This is a genomic window from Patulibacter minatonensis DSM 18081 (assembly GCF_000519325.1).
In the GTDB taxonomy this organism is placed as follows: Bacteria; Actinomycetota; Thermoleophilia; order Solirubrobacterales; family Solirubrobacteraceae; genus Patulibacter; species Patulibacter minatonensis.
In genome coordinates this window covers 3,470,784-3,486,614 of the sequence record NZ_KI912613.1, presented here as the reverse complement: position 1 = coordinate 3,486,614, position 15,831 = coordinate 3,470,784, and the positions used below count along the sequence as shown (strand labels likewise).

Below are 15,831 nucleotides of genomic sequence, written 5' to 3'. Positions count from 1 at the left end.
CTCAGAATCGAGCGTTTAGGCGCCACATACCAGCGCTTGCGCGCCACTTACGGCTGCTCGTCGCGCGCACCCTGCACCCGCAGGGCACGGCGCTGCAGCGCGCGGGTGCGGGCGTCGCGCTTCTTCTCCGCCTCGGTCTTGCCCTTGCCGGTGCGGTCCTGGATGCGTGCGTCGTCGGGGAGCGCGGACGGGTCGGGCGTCAGGTCGCCCTTGGTCGGCGCGGGCGTGGTGACGACGCCGGAGGACTCGGGTGTCGGCGCGTTCGCGGACGTGCCGGTCGTCTCCGTCGTCGCGGTCTGGTTGAGCTCCGAGATCCGCCACGAGCCGTCCTGCTTCTGCAGCGACAGCACGTCGGAGGACGGGGCCTCGCCCTTCGCCTCGGTGACGATCGCCGCGCGGGCGCGGTCGTCGACGACCACGACGTTCTGGATCTTCAGCCGCGGGTCCTGCACGCGGCCCGCCGTCCCCTGGAGGAACCGCTCGCACGGGATCTGCCCGCGCTCGAGCTTGTCGAGCAGGTCGTCGGCGAGGAGGTCCTGGCAGACCGTCTTGTAGTCCCGGCCCTCGATCGCGGCGGCGAACTTCTCGACGCTGCCGCGGACGCGGTCCTCGTCGTTGGTCGACCAGGAGACGATGGCGAGGACGACCATCGCGATCGCGAAGAGCGCGAGGCCGCCGGTCACGAGCTTGCGGCGCACGCGCGCAGGCTATCCGGAACACGACGTCCGGGGGCCGCTTCCCCGGGTCTTCGTCGAGCCGCACCGACGTCGCGCGGCGCGCGGCGTACGATCCCCCCATGACGGAGCCCGGCACGCTGCCATGGATGCGGTGCTATCGCTGCTGGTCGACGTCCCTGGAGCTCCACGTCCACTACGACGGGATCCATCGCGTCGACCCGACCACCGGCACGCCCGTGCACGCGGTCGAGGAGCAGCAGGAGGCCGTCGTGCAGTGCCTGGACTGCATGCACGACCAGCCGCACCTGATCTTCACCGAGGGCCGGCTCGTCGCCGACGAGAGCCGCTGGGAGCGCCTCGTGATGGGGACCCCGTGGGTCGCCTCCTGCACGATCACCGTGGCGGCGGACGAGGTCGAGGTCTGCTCCGGCCCCGAGGCCGGGGAGGCCCTGAGCTACGCGGCGCTCGGCGACGCCGGCACCCAGGAGTTCTTCAGCCACGTCCGGTTCCACACCCACCAGGGCGACGAGATCGTCGCCCACCTCCTCGTCGAGCTCTACGCCCGATCGCAGGAGGAGGCCGGCGCGGTCCTCGACGACGCCGCCCGCGGACCGCTCGTGATCACGTCGCTCGCCGAGGAGTCGCGACCGCCCGCGGTCTCCTCGGGCGGCGGCCACGGGTGAGCGCCCTGCCGCCGAGCGGGTCGCACGGCGACCCCGACCATGCGGCCGCCGGCGCCCCGCGTCCCGACGGGTCGCGCGTCGTCCGGATGGAGCCGCGCCACCACGCCGAGGTCCTCGAGCTCAACCGGCGCGACGTCGACGTCCTCAGCCCGATGGACGAGGAGCGCCTGTCCTGGATCGTCGCCCGCTGCGCCGTCCCGCTGGTCGTCGAGGACGACGAGGGCGTCCTCGGCTTCTGCCTCGCGCTGGAGTCCGGCACCGACTACGACGGCGTCCACTACGCGTGGTTCGGCGCCCGGTACGACGCGTTCCTCTACCTCGACCGCATCGCCGTCTCCGACCGCGCCCGCCGTCGCGGGGTCGGCACGCGGCTGTACGTCGCGTGCGAGTCGCACGCGGCCACCCTGGGCCGGATGGTCTGCGAGGTCAACGTCGTCCCCGAGAACACGACGTCGCTGGCGTTCCACGGCGCCCGCGACTACGTCCCGGTCGGCCGGGTCCCCGTCGGGCCGCCGGGCGACGAGCACGCGAAGGTCGTCGCGATGCTCGCCAAGGAGCTCCGCGCGGCGGACTGAGGGCGTCCCGCTACGCCCGGCCCATCTCCTGCAGCTGCCGCACCGCCAGGAGGCACGCGGCGGACGACGCCGAGCGGCCCTCACCGTCGGTGGAGAGCTCGCGCAGGAACCGCCGCAGCCGGAAGACCTCGACCTCCTGCCGCTCCAGGTAGGCGTCGACGCTCGCCACGGGCGGCTCGCCGGGGGACGCCTCGAGCGCCCCGACGACCGCGCGGACGCGGGCGTCGAGCAGATCGTCGCGGAGCGCCTGGACGGACCAGCGGGTCATGCGGTCGGGGATCGCGAGCGACTGGATCGCGCGGTGGAGCATCCCGAGCGAGAGCCGCTCGCCCAGGTGGAGGGTCGCCGCGCCGACGTCCACGACCGACCGACCGGTGCGCTCGGCCGCCGCGACGACGTGCGGGGCGAGCACCATCGCCGCGTCGCCGGCGACGAGCTCCGCGAGGTCCGGGGGCACGCCGGCCTCCACGTACTCGGTGACCCGCCGGATGCGGTCGCCGTCGTGCTCCCGCGCCGCCAGCCGCTCCCGCACGGCGTGGACCCCGGCGCGATGGAGCTCCGCGGTCGGCCCGATCGGGGCGTCGGCGGCGTGCGTCAGGAACCAGCGGCTCGTGACGCGCACCATCTCGTCGACCTCGGAGCGCAGCATCCAGCCGATCAGCGGCTCGATGCCCTGCAGCGCGTCGATGCGGTCCCAGAGCTCGCGGGCGTCGCACGCGCCGACGGCGATCCGGAACGCCCGCACGACCGCGGTCGGCGTCGCGCCGAACTCGGCGGCGCGCCGCGACACGAACGTCGGCCCGAGCGTGTCCACGACCTCGGAGGCCGCGATCGTCGCCGCGATCTGCCGGCGCAGCGGGTGCTCGTCGATCAGCCCGCCGAACCGCTCGACGATCGTCGGCGGGAAGTACGCGGCGACGTCCCGGGCGAGCGCGTCGTCGATCGCGGCGCCGGGCTCGTCGGGCGTCTCCGCCCCGTGGTCGAGCATGTAGCGCGCGGTGCTGCCCTTCGCGAGCGCGACGAGGACGGCGAGCTCCGGCCGCGTCAGGCCCTCGCCGTCGGAGCGCCGCTCGGCGAGCTCCTCGTCCGTCGGCATCCCGTGGTCCGCGCGCTGGAGCCGGCCCTCCTCCTCGAGGTCGTGCATCAGCTCCTCGACGGCCTGGGTCCGCCACGGTGCGCGGCGCTCCTCCTGCGTCAGCACGCGGGCCTGGGCCGCGCTGTTCTGCAGCACGTGCGACGTGACGTCCTCGGTCACGTCGGCGAGCAGCTGGTCGCGCTCGGCCGGGTCCAGGAGGCCCTTGCGGATCGCGACGTTCAGCAGGATCTTCAGGTTGACCTCGTGGTCGGAGCAGTCGACGCCGGCGGAGTTGTCGATGAAGTCCGCGTTGATGTCGCCGCCGCCGCGGGCGTACTCGACGCGGGCGGCGCGGGTGAAGCCGAGGTTCCCGCCCTCCCCCACGACCGTCGCGCGCAGGTCGGAGGCGTTCACGCGGATCGCGTCGGACGCGCGGTCCTCGGCGTCCTCGTCGCGCTCGGTGGACGCCTTGACGACCGTGCCGATGCCGCCGTTCCAGAGCAGGTCCACCGGGGCGCGGAGCACGGCCTGGATCAGCTCGGCCGGGGCGAGCTCCTGCGCGTCGATGCCCAGCGCGGTGCGGATCTCGTCCGTCAGCGGGACCGACTTCATCGTCCGCGGGAAGACGCCGCCGCCCTTCGAGATCAGGTCGCGGTCGTAGTCGTCCCAGCTGGTCCGGGTCCCCTCGAAGAGCCGCTTGCGCTCCTTCCACGACGCCGCCGGGTTCTGCGGGTCGGGGTCCACGAAGACGTGCCGGTGGTCGTAGGCCGCGATCAGCCGCATCGAGCTCGACAGCAGCATCCCGTTGCCGAAGACGTCGCCGGACATGTCGCCGATGCCGACCACCGTGATCGGGTCGTTCTCGGGGTCCATGTTCAGCTCGGAGAAGTGCCGCTTGACGGACTCCCAGGCGCCGCGGGCGGTGATGCCGAGCGCCTTGTGGTCGTAGCCGACCGAGCCGCCGGAGGCGAACGCGTCGCCCAGCCAGTAGCCGCGCCGGAGCGAGATCTCGTTCGCGGTGTCGGAGAACGTCGCGGTGCCCTTGTCCGCCGCGACGACGAGGTAGGTGTCGTCGTCGTCGAGGATCCGGACGCCCTCGGGATGGACGACCTCGCCGTCGTGGAGGTCGTCCGCGACGTCGAGCAGGGCGGTGACGAACTCGACGTACCCGCCGCGGACCGCGTTGCGGAGATCCTCGCCCTCGAGCTCCTCGGCGCCGCGCAGGAGGAACCCGCCCTTCGCCCCGGTCGGGACGATCACGGCGTTCTTCACCATCTGCGCGCGCATCAGGCCGAGGACCTCGGTGCGGTAGTCCATGCGGTCGGACCAGCGCAGGCCGCCGCGGGCGATCATGCCGCCGCGCAGGTGGATCCCCTCGACCGTCAGGCCGTGCACGTAGGTCTCCCAGAGCGGCGTCGGCTGCGGGATCGCCGGGACCTCGGAGCTCTTGAGCTTCAGCGCCAGCGCGCCGCGGCCCGGCCGGTAGGCGTTCGTGCGGTACGTCGCCTCGATCGCCGCGAGCTGGTTGCGCAGGATGCGGTCGTGGTCGAGCGACGTGACGTCGTCCATCGCCGCGACGATCTCGGCGCGGAGGGCCGCCTCGCCCTCGAGGTCCCGGGGGGCGTGAGGGCCGGACGTCGGGACCTTCGCCTTCCCGCGCCGGCCGGTGGGCGCCGCGTCGTCGGACGGAGGTGCGTCGGCCTTCGCGGCGGCGGACGCCTTCGCGGCCTTGCCCTTGGGCGCCGCCTTGCCCTTGCCCTTCGTCGCGGCGCCGCGCTTGGCCGGGGCGACCTTCTCGGCCGTCCCCTCCGCGACGTCGTCGTCCGCGGTCCCGCGGGTCGGGAGCTCGGCCGTCGCCACCTCGGCACGCGTCGACGCGGCGGGCACCTCGACCGGCACGGCGGCGGTCGTGCCGTCGCCGGGATCGGGCGACCCGAAGCGCAGCTCGAACAGGCGGACCAGCTTCTCGGTGATCCCGGAGTGCTGGACGATGACGTCGTTCTGGTAGCTCTCGGTGAAGCGGGAGCCGAGACGCTGGCGGTACCGCCGGTACGCGCGGAGCGGCTCCAGCCGTGCGTGCCCCATCGACGTCGTCACGACCAGCCGGTTCAGCGAGTCGGACTCCGCGGCGCCCATCCAGACCGCGTCGATGCAGGCCTCCACCCGGTGGCCGACCGCGTCGAGGTCGAGCGGCAGCCCGTCGGGCCCGAGGACCCCGAAGTCCTGGATCCACACCTCGTCCGCGCCGTGCAGCCGCGCGGACCGCTCCTCGACGACGTGGAGCCCGAGGTCGCTGAGGATCGGCATGGCGCGGGCCAGCTCGACGCGCGGGCCGCTGCGGGCGAAGACGATGCGGGTCATCCCCTGGCCGCCGTCGCCGTTCAGCGCCGCCGGCGGGGCCTCGTGCTTCGTCACGACGACGAGCCGGTCCTCGTCCTCCCCCAGTCCGTCGAGCGCCAGCACGTCGTGCGCCGCGGAGTCCGGCGCGACCCCGGCGCGGTACGACGTCGGCAGCCGCCCGGCCCACTGCTTCGCCAGCGACGCACCACGCCGCGCACCGACGAGGTCGGTGAGGACGGCCTGGACGCGGTCCTCCCAGGCCTGCGCCAGCTGGTCGATCTCGCGCGGGGCTTCGGTACGGGCCATACGCCCAGCGACACTAACGCCGCCCCGTCCCGCGGCGTGACCGGCTGGTGACGATGCAGGGCGGCGCCCAGGGCACGCGCCGGCCGGCGCGACGAACCGACACGGACGGGCCTCCGGGCCGCAGCGCGGGATCCCGTCGCGGCGGGCCGCGGCTCCGGTCGGGAGGCCACCCGCCGGAGGCGTACGTGGTCCGCGCACGGGGTGCCGCGCGGCGCCTGGCGCGTCGCCGCTACAGTCCCCCGCCGATGCGCGCGCTGGCGATCCTGGTCTTCGTCGTCGGCGCCGGGAGCCTCGGGGCCGAGATCGCGGCTGCCCGTCTGCTCGCCCCGTACTTCGGCGACTCGACGATCATCTGGGCCAACACGATCGGCGTGTGCCTGATCGCGCTGGCGATCGGCCACTACATGGGCGGTCGCTGGGCCGACCGGCACCCGCACCTGCAGGGCCTGAAGGTCCTCGTGCTCCTGTCGGCGGGTCTCCTGTCGATCGTCCCCCTCGTCTCGGGGCCGTTCCTCGACCTGGCGATCACGGCGTTCGACAAGATCGAGGCCGGCGCCTTCGTCGGCTCGCTGCTCGGGATGCTCGTCCTGATCGCCCTGCCGCTGGTGCTCATCGGCGCGGCGACGCCGTGGGCGACGAAGCTCGCCGTCACCGACCTCGACAAGACGGGCGAGACCGTCGGCCGCCTCGGCGCGATCGGCACCGCCGGCAGCCTCGTCGGCACGTTCGCCGCGTCCCTGCTGCTGATCCCGTTCGTCGGCTCGCAGCGCACCTTCATCGTCCTGGCGCTGCTTATGGCGATCGCGGGCGCGTGGCGGATGCCGGCCCGCGCCTGGGTCGTGCCGGTCGTCGTCGGCCTGCTCCTCCTGATCCCGCCGGGCACGACGAAGCCGGCCGAGAAGGGCGACACCGTCGTCGACGAGGCCGAGACCCTCTACCAGTACGCCCGCGTCGTCCAGCACCCGATCGACGACGGCGTCGCCCGCTCCGGCCCGGCCCCGGTCGAGCGCCGCCTGGAGCTCAACGAGGGCCAGGCGATCCACTCGATCTGGCGCGCCGACACGGTCCTCACCGACAACTACTGGGACGCCTTCCAGGTGCTGCCGTTCGCGGTGGACGCGACGGGTGGGAAGGACGGGACGGCGGGTGGCGGGACGGCCGGTGGCGGGAGGGCCGGCGGCAGCACGAACGGCGGCGAGACGACCGGCAGCGACACGAACGGGGGCGGAACCGTCGGCAGCGGCAAGATCGGAAGCGGACCGAGCACGTCCGGCGACGCCGCCGAGATCCCCCGGACGGGCACCGAATCGATCGTCGTGACCCAGGCCGACGGCACCCGGACGTCGGGGCTCGCGACGCCCGGCGCCACGCCCCGGACGATCGCGATGCTCGGCAACGCGGGCGGCACCGTGGCCCGGGCCTCGCTGAAGCTCTTCCCCCAGGTCCGCTTCGACGGCGTCGAGATCGACTCGAAGGTGTCGGAGATGGGCCGGAAGTGGCTCGGCATGCCCGACGACCCACGGCTCGAGATCTACTCCCAGGACGCCCGGCCGTTCCTGCGGTCGAGCGGCCTCGACGACGGGAAGGGCCGCTACGACCTGATCGGCGTCGACGCCTACCGCCAGCCCTACATCCCGTTCTACCTGACGACGCGCGAGTTCTTCCGCGAGGTCCGGACCCGCCTGACCTCGCGCGGCAGCGTGATCGTCAACGTCGGCCACCCGGAGGGCGACACGGCCCTGGAGAAGGCGCTCTCCTCGACGATGCGCACGGACTTCCCGCACGTCGCCCGGTACGCGATGACCCCGACGAACACCCTGGTCATCGCCAGCACCGCCGACATCTCCGCCGACCGCCTCCGCGCCGCGATCCCGACGATGCCCGCCGCCCTGCGCGACACCGCCCAGCGCGCGGCGGAGAACCTCCAGGACGGCCTGGCCGGCGGCCCGGTCTACACGGACGACAAGGCCCCGGTCGAGTGGCTGATCGACGGCTCGATCGTGAGCTTCGCGACGAAGTAGGGCGGTGGCGCGGCGGGCGAGGGCGACGCGGGCGGGCGAGGCGCAGCGCGTGGTCCGGACGCGACGTGACGCGGATCGGGTGGACGACGCGGCCGGGTTCGCATCCCGCGTCCTCCGACCTGCGCTGCACGCGCCACCGAGCGACCTCGGATCCCGAAGCGGTGGGGTCGATCGGAGCGACGCCTCGCCGGTCGGTCCGAGGTCGCGGGCCGGGGTCGTGAGGATGCATGATCCGACAACGAGATCGAGCCGCTGACCGACTGTCGGCCGATGCACGCTCACCGTGTATCGGCCGACACTCGATCGAGCCGCTCAGTTCGTTGGCGGATCGTGCAGGTCGATCGGCGGCCGATCGCATCGGCCCACCCAGTGCGCCGGAGGACCAGCGGGTGCGCCCCGAGAACCCGGCCGGCCGTGGTCAGGCCCGGCCGTCCGTGGTCAGGCCCGGCCGGCCCCCTGAGCGCGCCGCACCGCGAGGATCGCGCCGAGTCGTGCAGCGGTGGCGACCCGGTCCTCCGTCAGCTGCCGCCACGTCATCCTCGTCACGACGAAGCCGCGGCCCTGGAGCTCGGCGTCACGACGACGGTCCGCCTCGAAGCTTCGCCGGGACCCGTGGAATCCGAAACCGTCTGCCTCTCCGATCACGCCGTCCTCCGCCCACAGGGCGTCGACCTCGTGCCGACCGATCCGCACGTTCATCCGCGGTTCCGGGAGGCCGCTCGCCCGGACGAGCCGCCGCAGCTCCCTCTCCAGCTCGCTCCGCGTCCGCTGCGGGCCGTCGGCGAGCTCGAGCAGCCTGCGAACGGTCGCGACCCCGCGGAACCGGCCGCGTCGTTCCGCTGCGTACGCGACGACGCGGGTCGAGAGCCCGTGGACGGCCATCGCCTCGGCGAACGACCGCTCGAGGTCGTCGACTCCCAGCTCGCCCCCGAGATCGACCACCGTGCGCGCCAACGACGTCACCGGCAGCGGACCGCGAGCCGTCCGGTCACCCGCATCGAGGGTCCGGAGGCGGCGGACCAGCACGCCCGGCCGCGAACGAGCGCCGCCGCCGACCACGCAGACCTGAGGCGGGCCGCTCGGACGGCGCGGCAGGATGTCCCAGGCGTCGCCGGCCGAGGTCCCGCAGAGCCACCCCGGACCCGGCAGCGACAGGACCGCCGCGAGGTACCGGGCGCGCGGGTCTTCCGTCGGACGTCCGAATGCGAACACGCCGAACTCGGAGCGGAGGAGGATCTCGCGTTCGATCCAACTCGCGATCGCCCCGCGTCCGACTCCGCACTCGCCGAGTTGGTGACGCGTGATCAGGCCCAGCTGGCGGCCGGCGATGTCCGCGACCTTCTTCCGGGGCCCGTCGTTCGACACGGCACAAGGGTCAGGCACCTGGCGAGCGGTCCCGCCTTCCTCGCTGGTTCGGCACACGATCGTCGCGTCCGCCGCACGAGTCGTCGCGATACCGTCGCCCCATGAAGATGCGCGCCGCAGTGCTGGAGCAGTTCGGGGAGCCCCTCGTCGTCCAGGAGGTCGACCTCGCCGAGCCGAAGCAGGGCGAGGTGCTCGTGAAGCTCCACGCCTGCGGGGTCTGCCACACCGACCTCTACACGGCGTCCGGAGCCGACCCGACCGGGTACGCGCCGTGCGTGCTCGGGCACGAGGGCGCGGGCGTCGTGGAGGCCGTCGGGCCGGGGGTCGAGTCGGTCGTCAAGGGCGACCACGTCGTGACGCTGTTCGCGCCGGAGTGCGGCGAGTGCCTGCACTGTCGCTCCGGCCGGACGAACCGCTGCCTGGCGATCCGCGACATGCAGGGCGACGGCTACCTGCCCGACGGCACGACGCGGCTGTCCCGCGACGGCGCCGAGCTCCGCCACTTCATGGGCACCTCGACCTTCGCCGAGTACACGGTGATGCCCGAGATCGCGCTCGCCAAGATCGACAAGGCCGCGCCGCTCGACGGCGCCTCGATCTTCGCGTGCGGGCTCTCGACCGGCCTCGGCGCCGCGATCTACACCGCCGACGTCCAGCAGGGCTCGTCGGTCGCCGTCTTCGGCTGCGGCCTGGTCGGCCTGGGTGCGATCGCCGGCGCCCGGATCGCCGGCGCCTCGCGGATCTTCGCCGTCGACCTCGCCGCCGGCCGCCTCGAGATGGCGAGGCACCACGGCGCGACCGACCTGATCGACCCGTCGAAGCTCCCCGAGGGCGAGGACGCCGTCACCGCCATCAAGGCGCTGACCGACGGGTTCGGCGCGGACTACACGTTCGAGGCCACGGGCAACGTCGGGGTCATGCGCCAGGCCGTCGAGTCCGCGCGCGAGGCGTGGGGCCTGGCGACGATGATCGGCGTCGCCGGCAAGGGCGAGACCCTCGACATCGTCCCCCGCTTCCTGATCACCGGCCGCCGCGTCACGGGCTCGTCGTTCGGCGGCGTGCGGGGCCGCACCCAGGTGCCGCTGCTGATCGACCGGTGGCTGCGCGGCGACGTCGACGTCCAGGCGCTCCTGTCGCACCGGATCACCCTGGACGAGGTCAACACGGGCTTCGACCTGATGCACCACCAGGACGGCATCCGCACGATCATCGGCTTCGACTGACCCGCGCAGCACGTTCGCGTCGCCCCGCGACGAGAACGTGCCTCCGGGCGCCACGACGACCGACGACCACGGCCCAACGCGCTCGCGCGGCACGTTCGCGTCGCCCGGCGACGAGGACGTGCTCCCGGGCCGCCGCGCCCGCCCCGGCCCGCCGCACGCCGGCCCCGTCCACGTCCGCCCCGCCCGCCATCATCGGGGCCGTGTCCTCCCCCGCGACGCAGCCCCATCCGAACGCGCCCGATCTCGCCGGCGTGGTCCCGGTCGCGTGGCGCCCGTACGTCGACCTGCCCGCGCTGCGGAACGTGGAGGACTTCCTCGGGGGTGAGGTCGCGGCGGGCCGGAAGATCCAGCCGCTCCGGGCGCAGGTCTTCCGGGCGCTCGAGCTCGTCGCCCCGGCCAAGGTCCGGGTCGTGCTCTGCGGCCAGGACCCCTACCCCGGCCTCGGCGTCCCGATGGGGATGGCGTTCTCCGTGCCGCCCGACGCCCCCGTCCCGGAGTCGCTGAAGAACCTGTTCACCGAGCTGCAGGCCGACCTCGGGATCACGCCCCCGCCCACCGGTGACCTGACGCCCTGGGCCGCCCACGGCATGCTGCTCCTGAACGCGTCGCTGACCGTCCGTCCCGGAGAGCCCGGCTCGCACAACGGCGCGAAGTGGCCGGCGGTCACGCTCGAGCTGCTCCGTCGCCTGGCGTCCGAACGCGAGGGCATCGTCTTCCTCGCCCTCGGTCGCGCCGCCCAGAACGTCATCGGGAAGCTCCCGCTCGACGGCCACCGCGTCGTCGAGGCCGCGCACCCCTCCCCGATGTCGGTGGCGGCGTTCCGCGGATCGCGCATCTTCAGCCGGACGGACGCGGCGCTCGCCGAGCTCGGGCAGCCGGCGTTCGACTGGCGTTTCGGGACCGGCTGACCCGACCGGCGGACCCGCCTCACTCGTCGACGAACACGGCCTTCCGCGCATCGGACCCCGTCCCGACGGTGCACGACCGGGCCTCGGAGGCGAACGGCTCCTTCGCCTCGTAGGCGCCCTGGACCTCGAGGCTCGCGCCCCAGTCCTTCGCGTCGTCGCGCCACAGCAGCTGGAACGCGGGGACGGCCTTGCCGTCCCGGAGCGTGCACGACACCGCGAGCGGCGTGCCCTGCAGCGCGGTGCGGACGGTCGCGGGCGTGTCCTCCGTGAACGACGCGTAGAGGCTCGACCCCTGGGCCTCGACCTTCAGCCCGTCGCGATCGGTGATCGTCCGCACGATCACGGTGCCCGCGTCGGTCGTCACGACCTTCCGCTGGGCGGAGTCGGTGTCGTCCCCGCCGCAGCCGACGAGCCCGGCCCCGGCGGCCGCCAGGACGAGGAGGCCCGCCCACCGGGCGGTCGTACGAGGAACGGGACCGGGGGCACGCATGCCCGGAGCATGCCCGCTGGGCGCCGTCGGGTCGAGTCGCGTCCGCCGTTCGGCCCGTGCGACCGTCGCTCGCCGACACCCGCTCGCGACCCGGGGGCCCGCGACCGGGCGGCCCCCGGCCGCTCCGCCGCCCCACGCGGACGTGGTCTCCCCGGAACTACGACCGGGCGGCCACTGGCCGCCCGGAAGGTCCGACACGTCCGCGGACCGAAGCCCGCGGACGTCGTGCTCAGCGTCCTCGGATCAGGAGGGCTTCAGCGTGTTGACGCCCGGGACGGTCGGGGTGCGCGCGGCGACCTCGTCGTACTTGTAGGCGGTGCCGGGCTTGCTGCCCGGCTTGCCGAAGCCGAAGCCGGCCGACTCGAGGACCGTGACGGCGTCGGTGATGACGTAGAAGCCGCCCGAGCCGGTCGTCGGGAGACCCGGGGTGTCCTCGCGCTGCGCGAACTTCGAGTAGGCGCGGTCGTTGCCGAGCTGGCCCAGCGACTGCAGGGCCAGGGCGCGGTGGACCGCCTCGACACCCATGATCTCGGCCGCGTAGCGGGCGAGCTTGGAGCCGGTGATCGTGCCCTGGCGCGCGAACACCGTGGTCGCCAGCAGGTAGGCGTTGATGAAGACCTGGTCGCCGACGGCGAGGGTCGTCAGCAGGGCCTGCGGCGAGGAGAAGACCTCGTCCGGCACGTAGATCGTGTCGGTGACGGCCTTGCCGCCGATCGCCTTCGACGTCAGGACCTCGTAGTGGTTCTTCTCCTGCTGCGCCGCGGCCTGCACGTTGCGCAGGGTCGTGGCGTCGAGCAGGCCGGCGAGCTTCTCGGCACCGACGGTGTTGACGATCGTCGCCAGGATCTCGGCGGTGGCGGCGACGGCCGCGATCGTCTCGATCTTGTTGGCGTCGGCGGTCTTCACCGCGCGGGTCGACGCGGCGTCGGCGGTGCCGGTCGCGAGGCCCATGAGGCCGAGCGAGCCGAGCGCGACGGCGGTGCCCTTGACGAGCCCACGACGCGTGGCGGCGGACTCGTCACCGTTCTGCGCGTCGATGGTCTCGTACAGGTGGTTCGTGACGTCCGTCATGCGGACTCCTTCTGATGGGTCAGGGGACTGGCGGCCGATGCCGGGGCACCGGATCCCGCCGGGACCATGCGTGCCGGCCCGCCGTCGTGACCGGGGTCACGCGCGTGTCGACATGTCCCTGGGAACGCGCGGGAGGTCCGGATGGACGCCTTTTCGCGACGACTCTCACGAGCCGCTCACGTCCGGGCCCGTTCCGGGGCACGACGTCCCACCTCCTGGCGCCGACGGACACCCGAGCCGCGGTCGTCCGGACGGCCCGGCGCGCGGCGTGTGCCCCGGAACGACGAACGCCGCCGGAGCACCGGCGGCGTTCGTCCCCATCGGACCGCTCGGCGGTCCGACGGTGGCGGCACCCGGCGCAGCGCCGGGACCGTCGAGCGCGCTCAGACGTTCAGCGCGGCCTTCAGCTGGTCGAGCTGCGCGGTGATCTCGGCGGGCAGGGCGTCGCCGTACGTGGCGAGGTACGCCTCGATCTGCGGCAGCTCGGCGGCGACGGCGGCCTCGTCGACCGTGAGCAGACCCTCGAGGGCCTCGGGCGTGATGTCGAGCCCCTCGACGTTCAGCTCCGACGCCGGCGGGACGAGCCCGATCGGGGTCTCGTTGGCGTCGGCCTTGCCCTCGGTGCGGCGGAAGATCCACTCGAGCACGCGCGAGTTCTCGCCGAACCCGGGCCAGATGAACCGGCCGTCCGCGTCCTTGCGGAACCAGTTGACGTAGAAGATCTTCGGCAGCTTGGCCTGGTCGGCCGACTTGCCGAGCTTCAGCCAGTGGTTCATGTAGTCGCCGAGGTTGTAGCCGGCGAACGGCAGCTGGGCGAACGGGTCGAAGCGCAGCTGGCCGACCGTGCCGAACGCGGCGGCGGTCTGCTCGGAGCTCATCGTCGCGCCGAGGAACACGCCGTGCTCCCAGGACGTCGCCTCGCGCACGAGCGGGAGGACGGAGGCGCGACGGCCGCCGAAGAGGAAGGCGTCGATCGGCACGCCGGCCGGGTCCTCCCAGTTCGGGGCGATCGACGGCGCCTGCGCGGCGGAGACCGTGAAGCGGGAGTTCGGGTGCGCGGCGGGCGTGGCGCTGTCGGGCGTCCAGTCGTTGCCGTGCCAGTCGATGAGGTGCGCGGGCGGCTCCTCGGTGAGGCCCTCCCACCAGACGTCGCCGTCGTCGGTCAGCGCGGTGTTCGTGAAGAGCGTGTCGCGCTCGATCGCGGCGATCGCGTTCGGGTTCGTCTTCTCGCCCGTGCCCGGGGCGACGCCGAAGAAGCCGGCCTCCGGGTTGATCGCGTAGAGCCGGCCGTCCTCGCCGAACTTCATCCACGCGATGTCGTCGCCGACGGTCTCGACGGTCCAGCCGTCGAGCGTCGGGATCAGCATCGCGAGGTTCGTCTTGCCGCAGGCCGACGGGAACGCGCCGGTGACGTACTTGACGACGCCCTCGGGCGAGGTGAGCTTGAGGATGAGCATGTGCTCGGCCATCCAGCCCTCGTCACGCGCGAGGACGGAGGCGATGCGGAGCGCCAGGCACTTCTTGCCGAGCAGCGCGTTGCCGCCGTAGCCCGAGCCGTAGGACCAGATCTCGCGGGTCTCGGGGTAGTGGACGATGTACTTCGTCTCGGCGTTCGTCGGCCACGTGGAGTCGGCCTGACCGGGAGCCAGCGGCGCGCCGATCGAGTGGACGCACGGCACGAACTCGCCGTCGGTGCCGAGGTCGTCCAGGGCGCCCTTGCCCATGCGGGTCATGATCCGCATCTGCACGACGACGTACGGCGAGTCGGTCAGCTCGATGCCGATCTTCGACTTGTCGGAGCCGAGCGGCCCCATCGAGAACGGGACGACGTACATCGTCCGGCCCTGCATGGCGCCCGTGAAGAGCTCCTGCATCTGCGCCCGCATCTCGGCGGGCTCGCGCCAGTTGTTGTTCGGGCCGGCCTCGGCCTCGGTGGCGGCGCAGATGAACGTGCGGTCCTCGACGCGCGCGACGTCCGACGGATCGGACCACGCGAGGTAGCTGTTCGGGCGCTTGGCGTCCGAGAGCTTCCGGAACGTGCCGGCGTCGACGAGCTCCTGACAGAGCCGGTCGTACTCCTCGGCGGAGCCGTCGCACCACACGACGGACTCGGGCTGGGTCAGCTGGGCGATCTCATCGACCCAGGCGAGCAGCTTTGCGTTCTCGGTCAGCACGGATGTGTCGGGCACTGGACTGGTCCTCCGGAGGGCCAACAAGGAATTCGAAGGATTCAACCGGAACGCGCGACGCCCTGCGGTGCGCATCCGGGGCGGTGTCACGTAGGCCGTACGCAGCGGCGCGACTTCCGCCCACGTTCGATCAGCTCCACGCAGGATCGACCACGAATCGACCGTCGGTAGCGACCGGGGCGGGACCGGAGGTTCGTGCCGTGGCGCCCGCGTGGGACGATGGTCCCGTGTTCCGGCGGCGCCCCGAGATCCCCCTGTTCGAAACCGTGCTCGTCGACGACGGACGGATCCGGCTGTTTGATCGACATCTCCTCCGCCTCCGGCGCTCCGGGGCGGCTCCGCGACAGGTGTCGGCGGTGCGGTCCCTCGCCGCGACGTGGCTGCGGACGGCAGGACGCCCGACCGTGGTGCGGTTCGACGTCGAAGCACGCACCGGGGTGGCCAGTCGCGCACGCGCCCCGAAGCGCGCGGACCCCGTCGCGCTCGCCGTCGTCCCGGGCTTCGACCCGCTCGACGGGGCGCGGGAGCAGAAGCGCGCCGACCGCGGGTGGGCGGAGGCCGCCGAGGCGCTCGCGACGGCCGCGGGCGCCGACGAGCCGCTCCTCACCTCGGAGGCCGGTCTGGTCGGCGAGACCAGCCGTGCGTCGCTGTTCGTGGTCGACGCCACCGGACGCGTGGTGACCCCCCCGGTCCGCGGCGTCCTCCCCGGCGTGACGCGCGGGTGGGCCCTCGAGGAGATCGGGGCGACCGAGCATGCGCTGACCGTCGCCGAGCTGGCGGACGCCCGTTCCGCGTTCGTCACCACGGCCGGCCGGGGCGTCGTCCCGGTCGCGTCGATCGACGGTCGGCCGCTCCGCCCCGACGACCGCGTCCTCGAGCTCGCGACGGCCTGGCGCGGCCTGCGCTGA

At 73.4% G+C, this 15,831-nt stretch carries 12 protein-coding genes; 6 read left to right on the top strand and 6 right to left on the bottom strand.

The genetic code is table 11. The features are described from left to right. Nucleotides 1-47: 47 nt before the first annotated feature. Entirely contained in the window at nucleotides 48-698 is a 651-nt protein-coding gene (locus PATMI_RS0116085; RefSeq protein ID WP_026911626.1) for an Rv0361 family membrane protein, read from the bottom strand. A gap of 98 nt (nucleotides 699-796) precedes the next feature. Here PATMI_RS0116085 and PATMI_RS0116080 point away from each other — a divergent pair, with 98 nt between their 5' ends. Together PATMI_RS0116080 and PATMI_RS0116075 are read left to right on the top strand one after the other, a co-directional pair. Beyond that, nucleotides 797-1,360, top strand: coding sequence for a hypothetical protein (locus PATMI_RS0116080; RefSeq protein ID WP_026911625.1), 564 nt, complete (start codon nucleotides 797-799; stop codon nucleotides 1,358-1,360). Then, a complete protein-coding gene (locus PATMI_RS0116075; protein ID WP_051471810.1) occupies nucleotides 1,357-1,935 on the top strand; it encodes a GNAT family N-acetyltransferase in 579 nt (192 codons plus the stop codon). Before PATMI_RS0116080 ends, PATMI_RS0116075 begins: the two co-directional genes overlap by 4 nt. Before the next feature lie 10 nt (nucleotides 1,936-1,945). Here the strand turns inward: PATMI_RS0116075 and PATMI_RS30755 are convergent, their stop codons facing one another. After that, a complete protein-coding gene (locus PATMI_RS30755; protein WP_051471806.1) occupies nucleotides 1,946-5,656 on the bottom strand; it encodes an NAD-glutamate dehydrogenase domain-containing protein in 3,711 nt (1,236 codons plus the stop codon). A gap of 245 nt (nucleotides 5,657-5,901) precedes the next feature. Between PATMI_RS30755 and PATMI_RS38550 the strand changes: the two genes are divergently transcribed. After that, a complete protein-coding gene (locus PATMI_RS38550) occupies nucleotides 5,902-7,677 on the top strand; it encodes a spermidine synthase (protein WP_051471804.1) in 1,776 nt (591 codons plus the stop codon). 438 nt (nucleotides 7,678-8,115) lie between these two features. Here PATMI_RS38550 and PATMI_RS0116060 read toward each other — a convergent pair whose 3' ends face one another. Then, the gene (locus tag PATMI_RS0116060) at nucleotides 8,116-9,042 is read right to left on the bottom strand and encodes a DUF559 domain-containing protein (protein WP_026911623.1); all 927 of its coding nucleotides are present in this window, start codon (nucleotides 9,040-9,042) and stop codon (nucleotides 8,116-8,118) included. Nucleotides 9,043-9,143: 101 nt separating this feature from the next. On the opposite strand from PATMI_RS0116060, the gene PATMI_RS0116055 reads away from it, so the two are divergent. Both PATMI_RS0116055 and PATMI_RS0116050 read left to right on the top strand, forming a co-directional pair. Then, nucleotides 9,144-10,265 carry an alcohol dehydrogenase catalytic domain-containing protein gene (locus PATMI_RS0116055; protein ID WP_026911622.1) on the top strand — a complete coding sequence of 374 codons (1,122 nt, stop codon included), beginning with the start codon at nucleotides 9,144-9,146 and terminating at the stop codon, nucleotides 10,263-10,265. Between the two features lie 200 nt (nucleotides 10,266-10,465). After that, nucleotides 10,466-11,173 (top strand): uracil-DNA glycosylase, encoded by a 708-nt coding sequence (locus PATMI_RS0116050; protein ID WP_036728363.1) that lies wholly within the window; start codon nucleotides 10,466-10,468, stop codon nucleotides 11,171-11,173. A 19-nt stretch (nucleotides 11,174-11,192) separates the two neighbouring features. Here the strand turns inward: PATMI_RS0116050 and PATMI_RS0116045 are convergent, their stop codons facing one another. From PATMI_RS0116045 to PATMI_RS0116035, 3 genes are all read right to left on the bottom strand, one after another. Continuing rightward, a complete protein-coding gene (locus PATMI_RS0116045) occupies nucleotides 11,193-11,663 on the bottom strand; it encodes a hypothetical protein (RefSeq protein ID WP_026911620.1) in 471 nt (156 codons plus the stop codon). Between the two features lie 243 nt (nucleotides 11,664-11,906). After that, complete coding sequence (locus tag PATMI_RS0116040) at nucleotides 11,907-12,734, bottom strand: ferritin-like domain-containing protein (RefSeq protein ID WP_026911619.1); 828 nt, start codon at nucleotides 12,732-12,734, stop codon at nucleotides 11,907-11,909. Between the two features lie 383 nt (nucleotides 12,735-13,117). Beyond that, a complete protein-coding gene (locus PATMI_RS0116035) occupies nucleotides 13,118-14,923 on the bottom strand; it encodes a phosphoenolpyruvate carboxykinase (GTP) (RefSeq protein WP_026911618.1) in 1,806 nt (601 codons plus the stop codon). Between PATMI_RS0116035 and PATMI_RS38725 the strand changes: the two genes are divergently transcribed. Then, the gene (locus PATMI_RS38725; protein ID WP_084270362.1) at nucleotides 14,911-15,831 is read left to right on the top strand and encodes an aminotransferase class IV; all 921 of its coding nucleotides are present in this window, start codon (nucleotides 14,911-14,913) and stop codon (nucleotides 15,829-15,831) included. The two genes, PATMI_RS0116035 and PATMI_RS38725, sit on opposite strands and share 13 nt — an antisense overlap.